We start from the raw sequence: 19,381 nt of genomic DNA on the forward strand, positions 1-19,381 counted from the left end.
GTCAGCCCTCCAGGACCGTACGCAGGTCCCACAGGGTGCGCCAGGTGGCGGAGCCCTGTTCGGCGCGGCGCCGGACGGGCCCGTCCCAGTAGCCGCGCAGCCGGGCGGCGTCGGCCGGGTCGTCCTTGCGGACCACGCCGAGCAGATGGCCCGGCAGCAGTCCGAGCACGTCGCGGTCGCCGGGGAAGTACGCCGCGGCGAGGGCGAGCGCCCCGGCGACGGAGACGGCCTCCGCGGTGCTCATCACCGTGGAGGGCCGCTCGACCTCCCAGCCCTCCGCCGACCGGCCCTCGCGCAGGTCCCGGAACGCGGTGACCAGCGCCTCCAGCACGGCGTCGTCGACCTGGAAGGGGGCACCGGCCCGCTCCACGGACGCCCGGGCCTGGCCGCGCATCAGTGCGGTCTCCGCGTCGAGGTCCCCGATGGGGCCCACCGTCTCGAAGTTGAAGCGGCGTTTGAGGGCCGCGGACATCTCGGAGACGCCCTTGTCGCGGAGGTTGGCGGTGGCGATGAGGTTGAAGCCGGGCGCCGCGTGTGCCAGCGCGTCCTCGGTGCCGGCGAGTTCGGGTACGGCGATCCGCCGTTCGGAGAGCGATGACACCAGTGCGTCCTGCACTTCGGGCAGGCAGCGGGTGACCTCCTCGACGCGGGCGACCGCGCCCCTGGACATGGCGGTGAGCACGGGTGAGGGCACGAGTGCCTGCCGGGTGGGGCCCTGGGCCAGCAGCAGTGCGTAGTTCCAGCCGTACTTGAGCTGGTCCTCGGTGGTGCCGGCGGTGCCCTGGACGGTGAGGCCGCTGGTGCCGCACACGGCGGCGGAGAGGAGCTCCGACAGCATCGACTTGGCGGTGCCCGGCTCGCCGACGAGCAGCAGTCCGCGCTCGCCCGCGAGGGTCACCACGCACCGTTCGACCAGGGCCCGGTCGCCGACGAACTTGTCCTCGACGACCAGGCGCCGGGGCACGCCGTCGGGGGCCTCGGCGTCGTCGGGGAGCTTCAGGGCCTCTCCGGCGCTGCCCATGACGAAGGTGACGACGGCCCGGGGGGTGAGCCGCCAGGCGGGCGGGCGCGGCCCGTCGTCGAGGGCGGCGAGGAAGGCCAGTTCGGTCGCGTACCGGTCCTCGGGCGGGACGATCTGGCGGGCCGGGGAGGGGGACAGGGTGGTGGTCATCGGCGCGGGTTCTTCCGGGTGCGGGTGGACGGTGGTCATCGGCGGCGGCCCTTGCGGGTGGCGCGGGTGGCGAGTTCTTCGTAGGCCGGGGCGTCACCGGCGCGGACACGCTCCCACGCGCGGGTGAACAACTCGGGCACCGGTACCGCGGGGGCGGTGCCGCGCAGCGGGTAGAGGCCCTGCTTCCAGATCTCCACCGGCAGGGCGGGCGACTTCAGGTCCAGCCAGCCGCAGGGCAGGAACAGGGTGCGGCCGGCCCGGGCCCGCTTCGCCTCGACGACCAGCCCGCCGGCCGCCGCCAGTTCGGCGCGGGCCTTCTTCATGCGGGCCGGCTTCCAGCCGGTCCGGCGGGCGCAGTTGCGGTCCGTCGGGTCGGGCAGGGCGAGCAGCTGGAGGTAGAGCGCCGCCGCGTCCTCGCCCAACCCGTGGGCCGAGGCGACCTCGGCCACCAGTCCGGGCACGCTGACGGACGGATCCTGGGCGTACCCGGTGGGGCCCTCCGGGCCCGTTCCGGCCGCCACGGCGCGGGCGAGTCCGTCACCGACGATCGTCCGCAGTGCCCGCATGCCGTCGCCTCGTCCGGGGCCGACCAGTCCCTCGACCAGCCCGAACACGGGATCGTCCGCGTGGTCGAGGGCGGCGGTGCGCACCAGGACCGCTTCCTGGTCGCCGTACCAGGGACGCAGGACCAGGGCCTCGCCGACACGGGTGAGACCGTCGGGACCGGCGCCGCCGGTGGCGGGCAGCCCGTACGCCTTGCGCAGTTCCGCGGCGGTCGACGAGCCCTTCTCGGTCCACTCCAGGTCCAGGTCGAGCAGGAGCCCGGGGTCCGCGAGGCGGCGGCGCAGCGCCGCGAGTCCTTCGGGCAGCGCGGCGCGCAGGGGGTGCCCGTACGGCAGCGAGTAGGCGAGTCCGGCCAGGGAGGACACGGCGTGTGTCAGGCCGTACCGTCCGGGCAGTGCCCGGGGGTCCTCAGGGACGAGGTTGCCGTCCTTGTCGGGCCGCTGCACGGTGGTGCGGCTGAGCCAGGGCGTGCGGCGCGGGTTGAGCACCTTCTCGACGGATCCGGCGGGCAGCCCCGGCATGAACAGGTCACCGACCAGGTCCTCGGGCAGCCGGAGGACGCCGCCGAGACGCTCGGTCCACACCAGGCCCGCCGCGTCCGTGTCCGGTCCGGCGGTCCACAGGTCACCGGGGTTCCGGGGCAGCAGGGCGCCGACGAGGGCCGCCCTGTCGGCGTGCTCGACCGAGCTCAGCAGTGCGTCGCCCAGCTGCTTCTGCCGTGGCTTCAGGCCCGTCGCGGCGCTCACCTCGTCGGTCAGCCGGGGCGGCTCTCCGGCGAGCAGCAGGGCCGCCTGCACCGGTCCGAGTCCGCCTCCGGTGGCGGTGGACAGGGCGGCGGGGGCTTCCGGCTGCCAGGGTGCGGGGCCCTTGTCCCGGACGAGCGCGGTCACCGCGGCCAGCTCGTCGGCCGGGAACACCGGCGGGTGTGCGCTCTCGCGTCCCGACGTGAAGTGGGCGACGGCGCCGAACCGTCCGGTCGGGTCGTGGTCGAGGGCCAGCCAGTTCACGCGCTGGTGCTGGTGGTCGACGCTCTGGCAGCCGAGGACGACGACGGTGCGGCCGGCGCGGCGCAGCACCTGACCGGCGCGGTCCTGTTTGCCTCGCGGCTCGCTCAGCACGACGTCGCGCAGCGCGGCTCCCGGTGCGGCCAGCGGGCCCTCCGTGACCGCGTCGAAGAGCAGCAGCAGGGCCCTGCGGTGCGCCGGCGTCAGGGTGGGTGAGGCGGCGCGGTAGGCGAGCGGGCGCAGCGCGTCCAGCAGGGACGGCCATGCCGGGCCCTCGGCCGGGACGGTGCGCTCGTCGCTGGTCCAGCCGTCGGCGGGTCCGGTGAGCCGGGCGGTGGCGGGCAGGGCCTTGCCCTCGGCGGGCTTGCCGGTCAGGACGTGGTTGACGGCGCGGATCTGCCGCAGCACGGTCCACCGCTGCCCGTTGCCCCACCAGCCGTGCTGCTCGGCGAGGCCCTCGGTCGCCTCGCGCAGCGTCTGGTCGTCGCCGTCCTCGGGACGGTAGTCGGCGAACATGCCGGCGATCTGCGGGGATGGCGTCCTGGGCCGCTCCGCCGGGGGCTCGACGAAGGCGGCGACGGACTCGGCGAGTCGCAGCACCGCGTGCACGAGGGCGGTGACGCCGGTGAGGACGCGGGGCTGGGTGAGGGCGGGAAGGCAGCGGGAGACGACCGTGCGCAGGGCTTCCTCGGCGGTCGGGACCGAGGGCTTGCCGGTAGGCCGGCCGGCCGCGGCCTCGGCGTCCGCGGTCGCCCGCTTGGCCGCCGCCATCTCGGCCTGCCGTTCGGCCAGCGCACGGGCTCCCGCGCGCAGCAGTTCCCCGGCCTGCTCGTCGCTCAGCGCGCGCAGGACCGCGGAGGCGTTCTCGTCGCGGGGGCGCAGGGCGTGCCAGAAGTCGACCGGCGGGACGAGCGGTGTGCCGGCGGCGAACTCGCCGCCGCGCTGCAGCGGCGTCAGTCTGCCCAGTTCCCGCAGGCCGGTGGTGTGGTCCGTCGTGTACCAGGTGACCTGACGGTACTGGGCGGCGACGACGGGTTCGACGCCTCCGGGCAGCCGCAGCGCGCCGAGGGGAACGCCCGGTATCCGGTGGCCCGCCGCCGGGAGGGTGGTGGTCCGGCCGTCGGGGGTGCCGACGGTGGTGCGTGCGTCGTCGCCCTCGCCGTCGGTGCGCACCCAGCGGCCGAGGACCGTGCCGTCGGTGCCGAACGGGCTGTGCTCCAGGCCGGGCTGCAGGGGCAGCACCGTGCAGTGCTGCTGGAGCAGGGTGGCGCCGTCGCGGATGCCGGAGCGCAGGAAGGCGGGCAGGGAGGCGCGGCCGTGGGTGCCGGTGGCGGGGTCGTACTCGAGCCACACCTGTCGCGGACCCTGCCGTCCCTGGCGCCAGTGGGAGGTGCCGTCGCCGATGACGGGGCGGCGGGGCGGCAGGACCGTGTCTCCCGCCCGCAGGGTGCGCCCGCCGGTGGCGCGGCCGCCGTCGGGCAGCGGTATCGAGGTCTCGCCCGCGTCCTGGCCGCCGTGCCAGGAGGGGAGCTTCTCGCCGCCGAGGGGGAACACCTCGGCCGGGCGGGCCGACCAGTAGCCGTGCTGTGTGCCGCCCTCCCGCCACATGACGAGCAGTTCGCCGTCCGTGTAGCGGAACGAGGGCCGCTGCCAGCGGTCCAGTCCGGCCGGCAGCCGCAGGTCGTGTTCGAGCGCGATGGCCTGCGGTCCCACCACGATCACCTTGTGCCTGCGGGAGAGGATCAGGAAGGGCCATGACTCCTCGACGGCGAGGGTGTCGTCGCCGTCGCGCCGGGTCTCGGCGTGGAGCCTGAGCACCGCCTCTTCGAGGGCGGGCCAGCCCAGTTCGTCCGGGATGCCGGCGCGCAGGGTGTTGCCGAGCAGCGGTGCGATGTCGAGTGCGGCGGCCCGGGCGACGGCCCGCGGGCTGATCCGGGCGGCGACCGTACGGAAGGGACGCAGCCGTTCGAGCGCGGCACGGGCGCTCGCGAGACCGGCCGCGCCGTCCAGCTCGGCGGCGGCGTCGTCCAGCCACTCGCGGAGCACCTCGGCGAGCACGGGGTGGGCGGCGATCCTCTCCAGCAGGGCGGTGCCGGCCCGCTGGCGGTTCAGGTTGCCGACGGCGTCGCGGAGCAGGCGCCGTCCGAACGGGTCCGCGGCCGTGGCCGTCAGGTCGCGTCGTCCGGTGCGGGTGTCCTCCATCCACCGGCCGAGGCCGAGGTGGACGTCCGTGCCGGCGCCGGGCCGGGTCAGCGGAACGTCCTCGGCGACGCACAGGTCCAGCAGGTCGAGGTCGGCGCCGGCGTGCCAGCGGCCGGTGAAGAGGTCCACGGGGCGGCCGTCCGCGCGCAGCCGGGGGGCCATGCGCCCGACGAGGGCGAGGGTGGCCGGGGAACGGTCGCTGACCGTGCCGCCGTGCTTGCGGTGCAGTGCCCAGCGGGTGAGCCAGTCCGCCGCGTCGGTCCCGTCCGGGGCGTCGGCCCCGCCGGTCAGCAGCCGGTCGGATCCGGTCTCCGCGAGCAGCGCCAGCCAGAACTCGTCGTCCTTCGTGGAGCGGCCGAGCCCCGCGGGCATGATCTCCAGCAGCCGGGCCCGTACGGCGGGCTGCCGCTCGGCGAGGACGACGAGGGTCGCCCGGTAGGTGTTCCAGAAGGATGCGGGGGCGCGCACGGCCGCGGGCGAGGTGAGCAGGTCCGCGACGAGGGCGCACTCCTCGGTGACCCGGTCGAGTCCGGCAGCCTTGATCAGGGTGCGGGCGTCCTGGGGCAGGGAGGCGTAGGGCGGCATGCCGGCGGCGCAGCGCTCCACGGTCAGCTGCCGGAACTGCGCCCACGCGTCGGCGGGGGTGAGCCGTGCCGAGAGGGCCTTCACGTGTTCCTTGAGGGCCTTGACCGTCAGCGCGCCGGCGAAGGCGAACTCCAGGAACACGGCGCGCTGCCGCTCCTCGTCCACGGTCAGCGCGTGCACCCGCTCGGCGTCGCGGGCCTTGCCGAAGAAGGCGGCGGCGTAGGTGGTGTTCTCGTACTGGAGGAAGACGCGGGCGGCCTGCTCGTAGAAGGTGGGCAGGAAGTGCGGGACGGCCCGGCCGAGCCGCTCGCCGAGCGCTTCGAAGCCCTCCTTGGCGGTGCCGGGGCGGGACTTGGCCTGCCGGGCGAGCCGCTCGACGTCCCGCACCAGGGCCAGTGCGTGGTGGCCGTTCGCCGGGTCGTTGACGAGTGCCCAGGCGGGGAAGCCGAGGGTCTCCCGGCGCACCTGTCCGACCTCGCGGGTCCCGGGCTCCCTGACCAGCCCCAGGAAGTCCAGGGCGAGGTCCTCGGCGTCGCCGAGGGTCGCGGGCACGAGCCGGACGACCTTCCGCTCGTCGAGCGCGGCGTGGGTGTAGGTGCGGGCGGTGAGGACATCGGCGTCCTCGCGGTCGGTGGCGCCCCGGGGAAGCACGGCGCCCGCGTCGAGCAGGGCGGCCGAGGTGGCCTCGTCGAAGGTGATGCCGTCGTACTCGTACGCGGTCACGCCGCACGCTCCTCGTCCTCGATGTCGCGTCCGGCGTACAGCGCGGCCGCCATGCGCATGCCCTCCGACCAGGCCACCGGCCCCACCTGGCCGAGCTTCAGTGCCCGGCCGGCGGTGTCGGTGAAGACCAGGGGGCCGGTCTCCGTCTCCGCGTAGCCGTCGTAGTCGCCGACCCACACGCGGGCCTCGACGCCGCGGCCGTCCTCCAGCACGGAGCACACGGCGTGGCCGCCGCGTACGCGGTATCCCAGTTGGGTCGCCCGGCCGTGCAGGAACCTCAGCTCCTTGAAGGCGCCGCCGGCGTAGTCCTCGACGGAGGCTGCCTCGGTGTCGAGGGCCGGGGGCCGGTGCCACACCTCGCGGAAGAGCTGCTGGGCGCGCTGCTCGATGCCGATCTCGACGGCGAACTCGCGCAGGTCCTCGAGGTCGTCGAGCAGCACCGGGTGCGGGAGGCGGACCAGGCCGGGGGTGATCCGGACGGTGTCGCCGTCGAGGTCGACGAGGCCGAGACCGCGCTCGGGGTCGGCGTCCCGCAGGAACCCGGCCACCACGCCGTCCGCCCCCGTGACGACCGTGTCGCGCAGGGCGGCCTGCCAGGCCGGGTCGGGCCACACCCGCGCCAGGACGGCGAACGGCACCGGAAGGGAGCGCACCATCCACCGCTCGACGTCGGTGAGGCACTGCCGCTCGTGCCGCTCGAGCCACTCGACGAGCTGCCGCAGTCCCACCACCGCGGGATCGTCGGCGATCTTCGGCGGTACGGACTTCAGCCGCCGTCCGGCCGCGTTGCGGCACACCACCTTGCCGTCGTCGAGGGCGACTTCGTAGCCGCCGGCCGACACCCACCCCATGTGTGCCTCCCGCATTCACAATGATCAAGTGACGGGAACCTTAGAGCAGGGCTCTGACAACGGGTTCCGGCCCTGACGACGCGGGGGCGGACGGTCCGGTTCTCCGGCCGGGCGGGCAGGGCCATCGGGGTGGCCGGGCGCCGTGTCGGGAGGCCGTTCCCGGGCGCCCTGGCCATCCTGGGTCACGACGGCCCCTTCCCAGCGACGAGGAGCACGGCATGCCCACGGACCCGGTCGGACGATTCCTGACGGCTCTGGACCCGGAGCACCGGGAGGCCGTCAGCGGCAGACCGCGTGCGGAGCAGGAGCGGCTCGCGGCCGCGTGGGAGCGGGAACTGGAGGCCGACACCGCGCTCGACTCCCTGGACGAGCTGTCACCGCCCGCTGCGGAGGCGGAGGCGGCCCGCCGTGTCATCGGCGGCGAGACCGGTGACAGCGGTGCGGGAGCCGCGCGGGGTTAGGGCCCCGCGGTCAGTGGTGGGCGTGGACGACGGCGTGGCCCTTGCCGCGGCCGATCATCCACTTGTTCACCGGCGTGGTGATCACGAACGCGACGGCGAAGCCGCCGAGCAGCGCCGTCCAGAACAGGCTCTCCGACAGACCGGCCTCCATCGCGCCCGGTGTCAGCGCGATGATGCCGTTGTCGACCAGCTCCATCACCGCGATGGAGACCGTGTCGGCCGCCAGCGCCACCTTGATCGCGGCCCTGAGGGACAGGCCCGACCGCAGGACGGCGAAGAGGGTGAAGGAGTAGCCGAAGAGGAAGGCGAGGGAGATCGCCAGGATCATGGTCGATACGTTGCCCCACGCCAGTGCGGTGCCGATGACCATGCCGAGGATCTCTCCGACGGCACAGCCGGTCAGGCAGTGCAGGGTCGCTCTCACCGCTGTCGTCCAGGACGCGCCGTGGTGCTGGGTCATTCCCGTCATCCCCCTTCGCTTCGCGGGTGCACAGCCGGTCACCTCCCCGCCAACCTATACCCCTAGGGGGTATATTCCCGGCGCGGCGGAGAAGGCGGTCGAGGGTTCCGCCGGCCCGGTGGCCGGCTCACGGTTCCCCTGAGCGCGCGTCAGCCGCCACGCGGGGGGAGGCGGTACGGATCGAGGCCCGCCGCCGCACCCGTTCACCTCACGCCGGTGTCCCCTCGCGGCCCCGGCAGTGGCGCAGGCAGGAGGTGACGACCACGAAGGGCCAGACGGACTGAACGGCCGTCACCACCCGTTCCGCGACACCCGCGGCACCGTCGAGGTGCGTCTCGATCAGGAACCAGACCGCACCGGCGGCCATCACGGCGGTCGCCGCGCAGGCGGGGGCCGTCCGCAGCGCCCACGGGGCGGCTCCCCCGCCCTCGGCTGCCAGGACCGGCCACACGGCCAGGAGCACGAATCCGACGACGGCCACCGAACCGTGCCGCAGGGAGCCACCGCTGCTGGGCACCGGGATCAACGCCACCACCAGGGCCGCCACTCCCCCTCCGGCCAGCGCCAGGCGCCCGGCGGCGGCCGCCGGGCGCAGCCCCCAGGCGGTGAGCAGATGACAGACCCCCAGCGCGAAGAGCGCGCCGGTCATCACCCAGAACCCCGCGGCCCCGTACGCCGCCAGGACGCTGATCGTCTGAGTGACGGGGTCGTACGCGGATCCCTCCAGTGACGCGGCGATCATCCAGCCCGAGATCAACAGCAGCGGGGCGCACCCCGACGAGAGCAGGACCCATCTGGGAACAATCGGCATCGAACCACCATAGAACGCACCACCCGCTCCGGTATCTCGTCCCAGTACGTCACGACATGGGACGAGATGAGACCCGCCCGGCGGGAGCGTAGGGTGATGTGGGTGCGTTCGCCGTGGTCCGCGGGCCGCGGGTACGAAACCCTCAGTCCTCTCGTGGAAGGACCGACCATGGGCACGGTCACCACTCCTGACGGCACGGCCATCTTCTACAAGGACTGGGGCCCGCGCGACGCCCCGCCGGTCGTCTTCCACCACGGCTGGCCGCTGAGCGGCGACGACTGGGACAACCAGATGCTGTTCTTCCTCTCGCACGGATACCGCGTGATCGCCCACGACCGGCGTGGTCACGGCCGCTCCAGCCAGTCGCCGGCCGGCCACGACATGGACACCTACGCCGCCGACGTGGCGGTGCTGACGGACGCCCTCGATCTGCGGGACGCCGTGCACATCGGGCACTCGACGGGCGGCGGCGAGGTCACGCGGTACGTGGCGCGCGCGAAGCCGGGCCGGGTCGGCAAGGCGGTGCTCGCCGGCGCGGTACCACCGGTCATGGTCAAGTCGGACAGCAATCCGGGCGGTCTGCCGGTCGAGGCCTTCGACGAGCTCCGCGCGGCCCTCGCCGCCAACCGTTCGCAGTTCTACCTCGACCTGCCGTCGGGCCCGTTCTACGGTTTCAACCGGCCCGGCGCGGCGGTCTCCCAGGGACTGATCGACAACTGGTGGCGGCAGGGGATGGCGGGCGCCGCCAATGCCCACTACGAGTGCATCGAGGCCTTCTCCGAGACCGACTTCACCGAGGACCTGAAGGCCATCGACGTCCCGGTCCTCGTGGCGCACGGCACCGACGACCAGATCGTGCCCTACGCGGACTCGGCGCCGTTGTCGGCCGCACTGCTGAAGCACGGCGCCCTGAAGACGTACGAGGGGTTCCCCCACGGCATGCTGTCGACCCATCCGGACGTCCTCGACCGGGACATCCTGGAATTCGTGAAGTCGTGACGCCGTCCCGGGCGCCGTCGCGCGACGCGGTCGCTCTAGACGTGTTCCGCGTGCTCCTCCTGCCGGGTGTCGGCGAACGAGTACGGAGGCCAGGGGCCCAGGAAGCGGATGCGGAGTTCCGGCCGGCCGGCCTGCGCGTCACTCAGCACGGCGCCGACGGCGTCGATGTCCTCGTGCCGGACGAGCAGGGCCGCGGACAGGACGCCCGTCTCGTCGTCGGGGCGCTGGTTGAAGGCGCGGTCGACGAGGTCGTCGGCGACGGCCAGCAGGCGGCGGCGGATCCCGGCGTGCAGGGCGTCGGCGATCTCACCGGCCGTGGCCCGTGCACGCTGTTCCCGCTGTTTGGCGAGGAGCCTGCGCATGCCGGGGGACCTGCCGTCGCCGTCGTCGGCCGGCGTACTGTCCGCCGGGTCGCCGCCGGTGACGGCCGCACGGTCCAGGGTGATCTCGACCCTCAGTTCGCAGCGGCCCGCCAGTGCCTCGAGCCGGCCGGTGATGTCGTCCCGTTCCTCCCTGATCCAGTCCCCCAGGCACTGCTCGGCGCTCCGGCCGGACTCGGTGTCGGCGGCGACCAGGACGTTGAAGGTCATCGGCAGGAGACCGCCGACGCGTTCCCAGACGGTGGTGACCGCCCGGCTCTGTTCCGCCACCCAGCGGCGCACCTGTTCGTCGCCGCCCTGGAAGGGGGCGGGTGCGGCGTCGTGCACGAGCGCGGCGACGCCGGTGCCGGGGACGCCGATCAGGCGCAGCGGGCGCCCGTCGAGGCCCGTGACGCCGTCGGCCGCGCCCTGCCGGTGCGGGAGCAGGGCATACACGTACAGCGCGCTGTGCTCGGTCATCGGCCGGCCTCCTCGGCCCAGCGCCGGGGGTTGATCAGCTTGTCGACCACGTCGTCGACCACCTCGTCCAGACCGCGGTGCAGGTCGGCGACGGAGCCGACGATGCCGTGGTCCTCCTTGATCTGTTCCATCGCCTCGTCCAGTTCCAGCAGGGCGTCGGCCAGCCGCTCGGCCTCCTCCGGGTTCAGGTCGCCGCCGTCGATGCGGCGCATCGCCTGACGGTCCAGGGCCTCCTGGATGACCTCCACCAAGGTGACCACCAGGGACAGCACTCCGTGCTTGAGGCTCTTCTCGTCCACGGTCAGCGGCATGTCGTGTCTCCTCCCTCCCGGCGGTCCGCCGGGCTCGTGCGCACACGGTTCATCCGGCGGCCGCCACCGGCCGGGCGGCTTCCAGCCGCCGGGTCCACAGGCCGGGGTCGTCGGCGGCGAGCCGCACCTCCTCGCGGCCGGTGGTGGTCACCACCAGGACACTGCCCTCCCCGGCGGGTCCGTGCCCGGGCACCCGCCGCACGTCGGCCAGCTCGGCCGTGGCCAGCACGAGCGCGGGACGGGCGTCCAGCGGGGACTTCCAGGTCAGTCCGTCGGCGGTCAGGCGTGCGTTCCCGCCGCGCCAGACCGGGCCCGACCTCCGCGGCTCCTGGTACCACAGGTGCCCCTCGGCGAGCGGGGGGTCCTCGTCGGTGACGAGCCCGGGCGGGAGAGCGGGGGCGAGGTGTCCGGCGCGGGCCCGGGTGATCAGGTCGCACAGTGTCTCGGGCTCCTTGGCGGAGAGCAGTTCACGCCGGCCGTCGGCCAGAGTCAGCTCCAGGCGCAGGCGCTCCTCGCCTCCGACCGTCCGCTCCGGCACCAGGCGCACGGCGCTCACGCCGGACAGCTCGGTCTGCCAGAGGATCTCCCGCGGTTCCGCGCGCAGGACGGCGAGGCGCTGGTCGGTGAGGTAGACGGTGCCCGGCCGCCAGCCGTGGTAGACGCCCTCGGTCAGCAGGTGACCGCCGCTCATGCGGCGGACGACCGCCTCGTCCTCGCGCAGGTCGAGGGCGCGGCGGACGACCGAGCGCTCGGCCCAGGCGCGGGTGGCCTCGTCCCAGTCGCGCATCATGCCGTACTCCAGCATCGTCTCCATCCCCGCCACGGCTGCCCGGATCGAGACGCCTATCAGGGGGATGTCGGCCACGGCGACGATGAGGTCCAGGTGCAGGACCGCGCCCTTGTTGAGGACGACCTCCACCAGGTCGTCGAGGGTCACCCTGGGTTCCCGGGTGGGCCGCATCGGGGGTCTGTCAGTCGCCACGTCGCTCGGTCTCCCGCTCGGCCGGAGGCTCGGCGGTGTCCGCCCCGTCTCCCGCGTCCCGGGCCCGATGGCCCGTCAGTTCGTTCTTCCCGCCGCTGTCCCGCAACTGCGCCTGTGCGCTGCGCCACCCGCACCAGGGACACCACTGGTTGAGCAACTGCTCGACGGGGGCGCGCTTCCCGCAGGCCGGGCAGGTGTCCTTCTCCTCCCTTGTCTCGCGCCACGCGGCGGTCTCCGTGTCCGTGCCGGACGGGAACTCCAGCCCGTAGCGGGCGGCCGTCTCGAACGAGGCGAGCGCCGCGCGCAGCCGGATGCCCAGGAGTTCGACGCCGGCCACCGAGACCATGATGTCGGCGTTCAGCACCAGGCCCTTGTCCAGCAGGGTCTCCACGACGTGCGCGAGGCTGCCGTCGCCGTCGCGCCGCGGCTGCATCGGGGACGCCGCCACTGCGGGCGTCGCGCGGGCGGACGGGTCGCGCGCGGGGGCCGGGGCGGGGAACCCGCGTTCACTCGGCGTTCCGGAAAAGGTGCTCATTCCCGCCGCCTAACCCCTCTCCAGCCGTTCACACCCCTCGGCCGGTCAGGTGATCGGCCGAGGCGTGCGACGGCGGGGGCCGCCGGCCGGTCCAGGGGGTGTCTGACGAATGAGCGCGGATGAAGGAGCGGCGTCTGGTGCGTGCGATCGCAAGGCGCCGGAGTGGCCTCGTGGCGGAGCCACGTGGACGCTTCGGCAACGCGGCGAGCGTGCGTGCCAGACGCCGCGACGCCGCGGGCATTTGTCAGACACCGCCTAGGGGCGTGTGCCCAGGCGCAGGGCGAGCAGGGCGATGTCGTCGTCGTTCTCGGCCGGCCGGACCCTGCTGAGCAGTTCGTCGGTGAAGACTTCCAGCGGGTGGTGCACCAGTGCGGCGGCCTGCCGGCGCAACCGCTCCAGGCCGTCGTCGATGGAGTGGCGCGGGGACTCGATGAGACCGTCGGTGTACAGCAGCAGGGTGGAACCGGGCGGCAGCACGTCCGAGGTGTCCGCGCGCGGTGGGTGGGTTCCGGTGCCCAGGAGCATGCCGTTGCCTCCCGCGAGGTACCGGGTGACACCCTCGCGGGTGATCAGCAGCGGCGGAGGGTGGCCCGCGTTGGTCCACTCCAGTTCCCAGGCTCCGTCGTCGCGCAGGGCGACGGTGCCGTACACCAGCGTGGCCATGGGGACGTCCGTGATGCTCAGCACCGCCCGGTCCACGCGCTCGACGACGCGGCTCGGGGGTTCCTTCTGCGACCAGGCGTAGGCGCGCAGTACGTTGCGCACCTGGGCCATGCCCGCCGCCGCGTCCAGGTCGTGCCCCGAGACGTCACCGATGGCCAGGGCGGTCGCGTGATCGGTGAGCGGGAAGGCGTCGTACCAGTCGCCGCCCACGTGGGAGGCGTCCGGCGCGGGCAGGTAGCGGGCTGTCATGTCCAGCCCTTCCACGCGCGGAAGCTGCGGCAGCAGGTACCGCTGCATGGTCTCCGCCACCTTGCGCTGCCGTTGGTAGAGGCGGGCGTTGTCCAGCGCCAGTCCGGCGCGCCGGGTGATGTCCTCCACGAGGGCCAGGTCGGCGGCGCTGAACTTCTCGGGGCGTTCGGCGCGGCCCAGGGTCAGAGCGCCGAGGACGTCGCGCAGGCCCCGGATCGGCGCGATGGCCGCCGAGTGCATGTTCGTCGTCTCGAACAGCCGGTGCTGCTCGACGGCGATGCCCGTGTCGAGCGACCCCTCGTATACCCGCGGTTCGGTGATGGTGGAGGCGACGCCGCGCAGGGCTCGTGACAGCGGCATCTGCGAGGCGGGGGACACAGGCGTCATCGGGCCCTCGAGTCCCCGATGGTGTGTCAGGGTCCCGTTCTCGACGTGGGCGACCGTGTTGCGCCACACCTCACCGTGCTCGTTGATCAGGTCGATCACCGCCCAGTCCGCCAGCCGGGGCAGGACGAGGGACAGCAGGCGCTGCAGCGCCTCGTCGACGGACAGGGTCGAGGTCAGTTGCGTGGTGACCTCGGCCAGCAGCGCGAGTCGTTCCAGCTCGTTCAGGGTGCCGTCGTCGGAGGGCTGACCGGCGAGTGCCGCCGGGTCGTCCCGGGGGGTGAAGAGGACGAGCGTGGTGTCGCGCTCGCCCCAGCCGCAGGGGACGATCGTCCAGGAGACGGGGAGCAGCGACCCGTCTCCCCGTTCGAACCATTCCGCAGCGGTCTGGTGGAGGGGACGGCCGGCCATGAAGGCCGGGCGCATGCGGCACTGCGTCCTCGGGAATGTCTCGCCGCGGGCATTGCGGTGCAACAGGTCGTGGGCGTCCTGCCCGACGAGTTCCGCGGCGGCCCGGCCCAGGGACCGCTCGCCCTCCGCGTTGACGGCGACGACGCAGCCCCGTGCGTCGACCAGGTAGGCGCCCGTGCCGATGGTGCCCAGCATGTCGCTGATCGTCGTGCCGGGAACCGCGTGGCCCCGCTCATCACCTGAGCCGGTTCTGTCGACCGCCATTTCTTCTCCTCTACCCCTCGGTCGGGACGTTAGCCCGCCGAGGGAGCTCTTCTGCCCGGACGCCCGGCCGTTCCCGAGGAAGGAGCGACGGCCCGGTCATCACATGCCCCGGCGCGGCACATGCCGCCCGGGCCGGGGCCACGGTAGTCGCCGGCGACGGCGCGGGGAGAACCGGGCCGGGTGCGACGGTCCGGGGCGACGGTCTCACAGACCGTGCACCGTGGTCAGGTCGGCGAGTCCGGTGATCTCGAGCACCGGCGCCAGCAGCGGCGTGACGACGAGTTCGATGCGATCGGTGTGGCGGAAGAGAAGGCTCAGGCCGGCGCTGTCGAGATACTCGACGGCGGTCAGGTCGATGACCAGGGGGCCCTCGGTGGTCTCGATGGCCGCGGCCAGCTCGTCGACGTTGCTCATGTCGATCTCGCCGGCCACCGTCAACAGGGCCGTGCCGTCGGGCCGACGACCGGGCGCGAGGGTGAGCGGAGTGGACATCAGGCGATCCTCGTGTGCATGTCGACGGTGGTGCCGGTCGCACCGGACGTGATGGTGACCCGTTGCATCAGAGCGTGCATCAACGCCACTCCCCGGCCGCGGTGGGTGCCGGCCCCGGGCTGGGGCGTCTTCCACCGCCCGGAGTCGGCGACGGTCAGGCGCAGATCGCCGGCCCGGGCCTCGGCCCGCAGCCGGACGGGATCGCCGGGAGCGTCCCGGTGCCCGTGCTCGATGGCGTTGGCACAGGCTTCGCCCGCCGCCACCAGAACGTTCTGCACGGTGTGCCGGGGCAGTTCGCACTGGCCGAGCCAGTCGCGCAGGGCCTTGCGGACCGGCGCGAGCTGAGCGGACTCGGCGGGGAAGGCCATGTCCAGGGGCGCCGGGCGCCGGTAGAGGAGCAGTGCCACGTCGTCGTCGTAGCCGTCGGGCGGAACCAGCCGGACCATGACCTGATCGGCGAGGTCGTCGACAGCGGCGTCGCGGCCGGCGTGGACGGCCTCGCTCGCCTGGTCGATGCCGGCCGTCAGCGGACGCCGTCTGCGCTCCACCAGCCCGTCCGTGTAGAGCAGGAGCGTGGCGCGGGCCGGGACGGTGCAACCGGCCTCGGGGCGGGTGGCGCCCGGCCGCACCGCCAGCGGCACGGACCGTCCTTCGTCGAGCAGGCGGGTGGTGCCGTCGGGGAGGGCGAGGATGCCCGGCGGGTGTCCCGCGCTGGAGTAGATCAGCCGTCCGGTCTCGGGGGTGAGGACGCCGCAGAAGACGGTGGTGCACCTCGCTCCGGCGATTCCGTCCGCGAAGTGGTCCAGGGCCATCAGGGTCTGGGCGGGGCCGGAGTCCTGCAGCAGCAGGGCACGGCACGCGCTGCGCAGTTGTCCCATGACGGTGGCGGCTCCCAGACCCCGGCCGACACAGTCGCCGACCACGATGCCGATCCGGCCGTCGGGCAGGGCGACGGTGTCGTACCAGTCGCCGCCGACCTCCAGGGGCGGGGTCGCGGGTTCGTAGCGGACGGCGAAGCCGTCGGGGAGACCGGCCGGGCCGAGGATGGCGCGTTGCAGCGCGAGGGCCGTCTCACGCTGCTGGTCGATCTGGTGCGCCCGGGCCAGCCCCTGGGAGAGCTGCCCGGCCAGCAGGGACAGCAGCAGCTGATCCTCGCTGGTGAACGGCCGCCGCGTCCCGAAGTCGATCCGGACCGCCATCGGACCCTGGGGGTGGTTGATCGTGATGCCCGCTCCGGTGGGATCGTGGAAGGGAGTGAGCGACGGCCGGTCGAGCCAGGCGGTGACGTCGCCGCGCTCTTCGGCCGACAGGTCCTCCCACCGCAGGCCGGCGTCGGTGGACCACAGGGACGGAGACCCGTCCGGCGTCGCCAGGGCGGCGATCACGCGGTCGGCTCGCCAGAGGTGCCTGAGCTCCGTCAGGGCCCCCTCGAGGGCGTCCGGCAGGCTCGTCGCCCGGGTCAGCCACATCCCGAGGGCCGCCTGCGCGCTCTCCCGCTGGATGGCGTAGTGCTCGGCGGTGACGTCACGGAACGTGCCGACGGTCACCCGGCGCCCGGTGTCCGGGTCCTGTGCCTGGTTGAAGTTGGCCGTCACCCACAGCCGGTACCCCTCGCGGTGGGTGACGGGGATGGTGTAGGAGCCCTTGGGGTTGCCCACCAGCAGGGCGAAGGCGTCGGCCACCTGGCGGTGGGCGTCGGGGTCGGTGCCCGCGTCCGGCCACCAGGGGTGGACCGGCTCGTAGGGCAGGCCGTCGGGGGCGTAGCCGAGTATGTCGGTGAAGGCCGCGTTGATCTCGATGACGGCCCCCGCCTCGTCGCAGACGAAGAACGCCTCCTGCAACGAGTCGACCAGCGCGGTGCGCCAGCGCGCCTGGTGGTTGCGGAGGCGGGCCAGCTCGACGTTGGCGCGTACCCGGGCGAGCAGTTCGCCCGCGGCGAAGGGCTTGACGAGGTAGTCGTCGGCTCCGGCCTGCAGTCCCTGGATGGACGCCTCCTCCCCGGCCCGGGCGGACAGCAGCACCACCGGTATCGACGCGGTCCGCGGATCGGAGCGCAGGGCGCTCACGAACCCGAGGCCGTCGAGGCCGGGCATCATCACGTCGCTGATCACCAGGTCGGGTGCGTCGGCACGGACCGCCCGCAACGCCGCGAGCCCGTCCTCGACGGTGTCCACCCGGTATCCGGTGCCGCCCAGGAGGCGGGCCAGGTACTCCCGCATGTCGGCGTTGTCGTCGGCGACCAGCACACGGGCGGATCCGGTGGGGTGGCCCGACGCGTCGGCGGCCGTCGCCACCGGGCGCAGGTCGCCGGGGCCGTCGTCCGGCAGCCAGCGCAGCGCCTCCTGCACGAACGGCTCCGCGGCCGACGGCACCCGGCGCTCCCCGGCGGGCACGAGGGCGAGCGGGTCGAGGTGGTCCGCGCCGAAGGGCAGGCGGATGGTGAAGGAGGTGCCCCGGCCCTCGGTGCTGTCGGCGGTGATCGTGCCGCCGTGCAGGTCGATGAGTTCCTTCACCAGGGCCAGCCCGATGCCGCTGCCCTCGTGGGAGCGGGAGCGGGCGTTCTCGATGCGGTGGAACCGTTCGAACAGCCGCGGCATCTCGTCGCGCGCCACGCCGATGCCGGTGTCGGCGAGAGTGATCACGGCGTGCCCGTCCCGGGCGCGTGCGGTGACCGCGATGGAGCCGTCGAAGGTGAACTTGAGGGCGTTGCTCAGCAGGTTGAGGATCACCTTCTCCCACATGCCGCGGTCGATGTAGACCTGCTCGGGGAGCGGGGGGCAGTCGACGCGGAACTCCAGGCCGGCCTTCTCGACGGCGGACCTGAAGACGCTGGCCAGGTCGGCCGTGAACTGGGACAGGTCCGAGGACTCGAAGCGCGCCCGCATCCGGCCGGCCTCGATGCGGGAGAAGTCCAGCAGGGAGTTGACGAGCTTGCCCAGCCGCAGCCCGTTGCGGTGGATGACCTCCAGTTCCTGGCGCACGGGTGACCCGGGATGCGGGAACCGGGTGAGCAGTTCCTCGGTCGGTCCCATGATCAGGGCGAGGGGGGTGCGCAGCTCGTGGCTGATGTTGGAGAAGAACGTGGTCTTCGCCCGGTCCAGCTCGGCCAGTTCCTCGGCACGCCGCTGTTGTGCCTCGTAGCTGCGGGCGCTGGCGATGCCGGCCGCGAGATGACCGGCCGCGAGTTCGAGGAAGCCGCGGTAGGCGTCGTCCAGGGCCCGGTACCGGTTCAGCCCGGCGACGAGGAACCCGTACGGCGTTCCGCCCTGTCGCGGCAGGGGCAGCACCAGGGCGTGCGTGGGTGACTCGGCCCGGTCGGCGAGCGGCGGGGCGGTGAACGGGGGACGGTCGAGCGGCACCAGCACCGACTCGCCGTTCGCCGGCGCCCCGGCGGGCCACACACCGGAGCCGTCGGCCGGCAGGGTCCCGGGGGCCGCGGGATGCCCCTCGGGGAGGCCGGTGGTGCCGGCCAGGCGCGCGGAACCGTCGGGCTCGAGCAGGTAGGTCAGTGTGAAGGGCAGGTCCCGCCGGTTGCGGTCCAGCTGCCTGTCGGTGAACGCCAGCACCTCCTGCTCGGTGCGGACCACGCTGGGGTCGGAGCCGAGGTCGCGCAGGGTCGTCATGCGCCGGTCGCCGATGACCCGCTCGGTCTCCTCGCTGACCACGCACAGCATGCCCACCACCGCGCCGGAGTCGTCACGCAGAGGGCTGTAGCTGAAGGTGTGGTAGCTCTCCTCGGTGTAACCGGACCGTTCCAGGTACAGCAGCAGTCCTTCGTCCCAGGTGGCCTCTCCCGTGGTCATCACGGTGTCGATCCGGGGAACGACCTCGTCCCAGACCTCCCGCCACACCTCGCTCGCCGGCCGTCCCAGCGCCCACGGGTACTTGGCGCCCAGGGTGTCGCGCCGGTAGGCGGCGTTGCAGAAGAACGTCAGTTCCGGACCCCACGCCATCCACATGGAGAAGCGGGACGACAGCAGGATGCTCACCGCGGTCTGCAGACTCTGCGGCCACTGCTCCGGCGGTCCCAGCGGAGTGGCCGACCAGTCGACCAGGGCCAGATGGCCGCCGACCTCCTCGTCGGCCGCGAACACGTCCGTGCCGGCCGCTGCGGCGCACTCGTGCGCAGCGTCTCCCGAACGCCCCACTGGTCACCCTTTCCCTCACGTCCGTCCGGCGGCCGCGCCCCCGTCGTCCGCCGCTTCGGCGCCGGCCCGGGCGGGCTGTCGCCGCCGTCCGGGGACGGCCGGGCGAAGAGGAACGTCCGGACTGTCCCGAACCACCGTCATCGACGGCGCCCGGGGGCACCGTCCCGCCCCTGGCACCGACTCCGTAGGATACGGCCAACCGGTCGGACACCACGGCACGGGCACAGCGGACTGCGGGCACCACGAGCGGGGACACGGGGATGACGGCACGC

General features: G+C 73.6%; 14 protein-coding genes. 2 read left to right on the forward strand and 12 right to left on the reverse strand.

From position 1 onward, the window contains the following. Window position 1 precedes the first annotated feature (1 nt). The 3 genes from IE172_RS32510 to IE172_RS32520 are packed head-to-tail and all read right to left on the reverse strand — an operon-like array spanning window position 2 to window position 7,100. Window positions 2-1,171 (reverse strand): ATP-binding protein, encoded by a 1,170-nt coding sequence (locus IE172_RS32510; protein WP_190100949.1) that lies wholly within the window; start codon window positions 1,169-1,171, stop codon window positions 2-4. Between the two features lie 35 nt (window positions 1,172-1,206). Next, entirely contained in the window at window positions 1,207-6,249 is a 5,043-nt protein-coding gene (locus IE172_RS32515) for a hypothetical protein (RefSeq protein ID WP_190100950.1), read from the reverse strand. Further along, window positions 6,246-7,100, reverse strand: a complete 855-nt coding sequence (locus IE172_RS32520; RefSeq protein ID WP_190100951.1) for a DUF4132 domain-containing protein — start codon at window positions 7,098-7,100, stop codon at window positions 6,246-6,248. Before IE172_RS32520 ends, IE172_RS32515 begins: the two co-directional genes overlap by 4 nt. Window positions 7,101-7,318: 218 nt before the next feature. Between IE172_RS32520 and IE172_RS32525 the strand changes: the two genes are divergently transcribed. Further along, a complete protein-coding gene (locus tag IE172_RS32525) occupies window positions 7,319-7,561 on the forward strand; it encodes a hypothetical protein (RefSeq protein WP_190100952.1) in 243 nt (80 codons plus the stop codon). A gap of 10 nt (window positions 7,562-7,571) precedes the next feature. Here the strand turns inward: IE172_RS32525 and IE172_RS32530 are convergent, their stop codons facing one another. Both IE172_RS32530 and IE172_RS32535 read right to left on the reverse strand, forming a co-directional pair. Further along, window positions 7,572-8,030 carry a DUF4396 domain-containing protein gene (locus IE172_RS32530; RefSeq protein WP_190100953.1) on the reverse strand — a complete coding sequence of 153 codons (459 nt, stop codon included), beginning with the start codon at window positions 8,028-8,030 and terminating at the stop codon, window positions 7,572-7,574. 199 nt (window positions 8,031-8,229) lie between these two features. Further along, window positions 8,230-8,832, reverse strand: coding sequence for a DUF998 domain-containing protein (locus tag IE172_RS32535; protein WP_190100954.1), 603 nt, complete (start codon window positions 8,830-8,832; stop codon window positions 8,230-8,232). Window positions 8,833-9,000: 168 nt separating this feature from the next. On the opposite strand from IE172_RS32535, the gene IE172_RS32540 reads away from it, so the two are divergent. Beyond that, complete coding sequence (locus IE172_RS32540) at window positions 9,001-9,831, forward strand: alpha/beta fold hydrolase (RefSeq protein ID WP_190100955.1); 831 nt, start codon at window positions 9,001-9,003, stop codon at window positions 9,829-9,831. 35 nt (window positions 9,832-9,866) lie between these two features. On the opposite strand, the gene IE172_RS32545 is transcribed toward IE172_RS32540, so the two are convergent. The 7 genes from IE172_RS32545 to IE172_RS32575 form a co-directional block, all read right to left on the reverse strand. Then, window positions 9,867-10,670: a GvpL/GvpF family gas vesicle protein gene (locus IE172_RS32545; protein WP_190100956.1), complete on the reverse strand. Its 804-nt coding sequence runs from the start codon at window positions 10,668-10,670 to the stop codon at window positions 9,867-9,869. Next, window positions 10,667-10,981, reverse strand: coding sequence for a gas vesicle protein K (locus IE172_RS32550; protein ID WP_190100957.1), 315 nt, complete (start codon window positions 10,979-10,981; stop codon window positions 10,667-10,669). Before IE172_RS32550 ends, IE172_RS32545 begins: the two co-directional genes overlap by 4 nt. 49 nt (window positions 10,982-11,030) lie before the next feature. Further along, window positions 11,031-11,963 (reverse strand): gas vesicle protein, encoded by a 933-nt coding sequence (locus tag IE172_RS32555; RefSeq protein ID WP_229886674.1) that lies wholly within the window; start codon window positions 11,961-11,963, stop codon window positions 11,031-11,033. Beyond that, window positions 11,953-12,498, reverse strand: a complete 546-nt coding sequence (locus IE172_RS35305) for a gas vesicle protein (RefSeq protein WP_306432833.1) — start codon at window positions 12,496-12,498, stop codon at window positions 11,953-11,955. Before IE172_RS35305 ends, IE172_RS32555 begins: the two co-directional genes overlap by 11 nt. Window positions 12,499-12,753: 255 nt before the next feature. Beyond that, on the reverse strand, window positions 12,754-14,469 hold the full coding sequence (locus IE172_RS32565; RefSeq protein ID WP_190100958.1) for a SpoIIE family protein phosphatase: 1,716 nt from the start codon (window positions 14,467-14,469) through the stop codon (window positions 12,754-12,756). A 204-nt stretch (window positions 14,470-14,673) separates the two neighbouring features. Continuing rightward, window positions 14,674-14,961, reverse strand: coding sequence for an STAS domain-containing protein (locus tag IE172_RS32570; protein ID WP_190100959.1), 288 nt, complete (start codon window positions 14,959-14,961; stop codon window positions 14,674-14,676). Then, window positions 14,961-19,109, reverse strand: a complete 4,149-nt coding sequence (locus tag IE172_RS32575) for a SpoIIE family protein phosphatase (protein ID WP_190100960.1) — start codon at window positions 19,107-19,109, stop codon at window positions 14,961-14,963. Before IE172_RS32575 ends, IE172_RS32570 begins: the two co-directional genes overlap by 1 nt. Window positions 19,110-19,381: the final 272 nt, after the last annotated feature.

It is taken from the genome of Streptomyces griseoflavus, from assembly GCF_014649995.1.
In the GTDB taxonomy this organism is placed as follows: domain Bacteria; phylum Actinomycetota; class Actinomycetes; order Streptomycetales; family Streptomycetaceae; genus Streptomyces; species Streptomyces griseoflavus.

Coding starts and splice junctions, on each gene's coding strand:
- IE172_RS32510 (WP_190100949.1), bottom strand. CDS start 1,171: ATGACCACCACCCTGTCCCCCTCCCCGGCCCGCCAGATCGTCCCGCCC.
- IE172_RS32520 (WP_190100951.1), bottom strand. CDS start 7,100: ATGGGGTGGGTGTCGGCCGGCGGCTACGAAGTCGCCCTCGACGACGGC.
- IE172_RS32525 (WP_190100952.1), top strand. CDS start 7,319: ATGCCCACGGACCCGGTCGGACGATTCCTGACGGCTCTGGACCCGGAG.
- IE172_RS32530 (WP_190100953.1), bottom strand. CDS start 8,030: ATGACGGGAATGACCCAGCACCACGGCGCGTCCTGGACGACAGCGGTG.
- IE172_RS32535 (WP_190100954.1), bottom strand. CDS start 8,832: ATGCCGATTGTTCCCAGATGGGTCCTGCTCTCGTCGGGGTGCGCCCCG.
- IE172_RS32540 (WP_190100955.1), top strand. CDS start 9,001: ATGGGCACGGTCACCACTCCTGACGGCACGGCCATCTTCTACAAGGAC.
- IE172_RS32545 (WP_190100956.1), bottom strand. CDS start 10,670: ATGACCGAGCACAGCGCGCTGTACGTGTATGCCCTGCTCCCGCACCGG.
- IE172_RS32550 (WP_190100957.1), bottom strand. CDS start 10,981: ATGCCGCTGACCGTGGACGAGAAGAGCCTCAAGCACGGAGTGCTGTCC.
- IE172_RS35305 (WP_306432833.1), bottom strand. CDS start 12,498: ATGAGCACCTTTTCCGGAACGCCGAGTGAACGCGGGTTCCCCGCCCCG.
- IE172_RS32565 (WP_190100958.1), bottom strand. CDS start 14,469: ATGGCGGTCGACAGAACCGGCTCAGGTGATGAGCGGGGCCACGCGGTT.
- IE172_RS32570 (WP_190100959.1), bottom strand. CDS start 14,961: ATGTCCACTCCGCTCACCCTCGCGCCCGGTCGTCGGCCCGACGGCACG.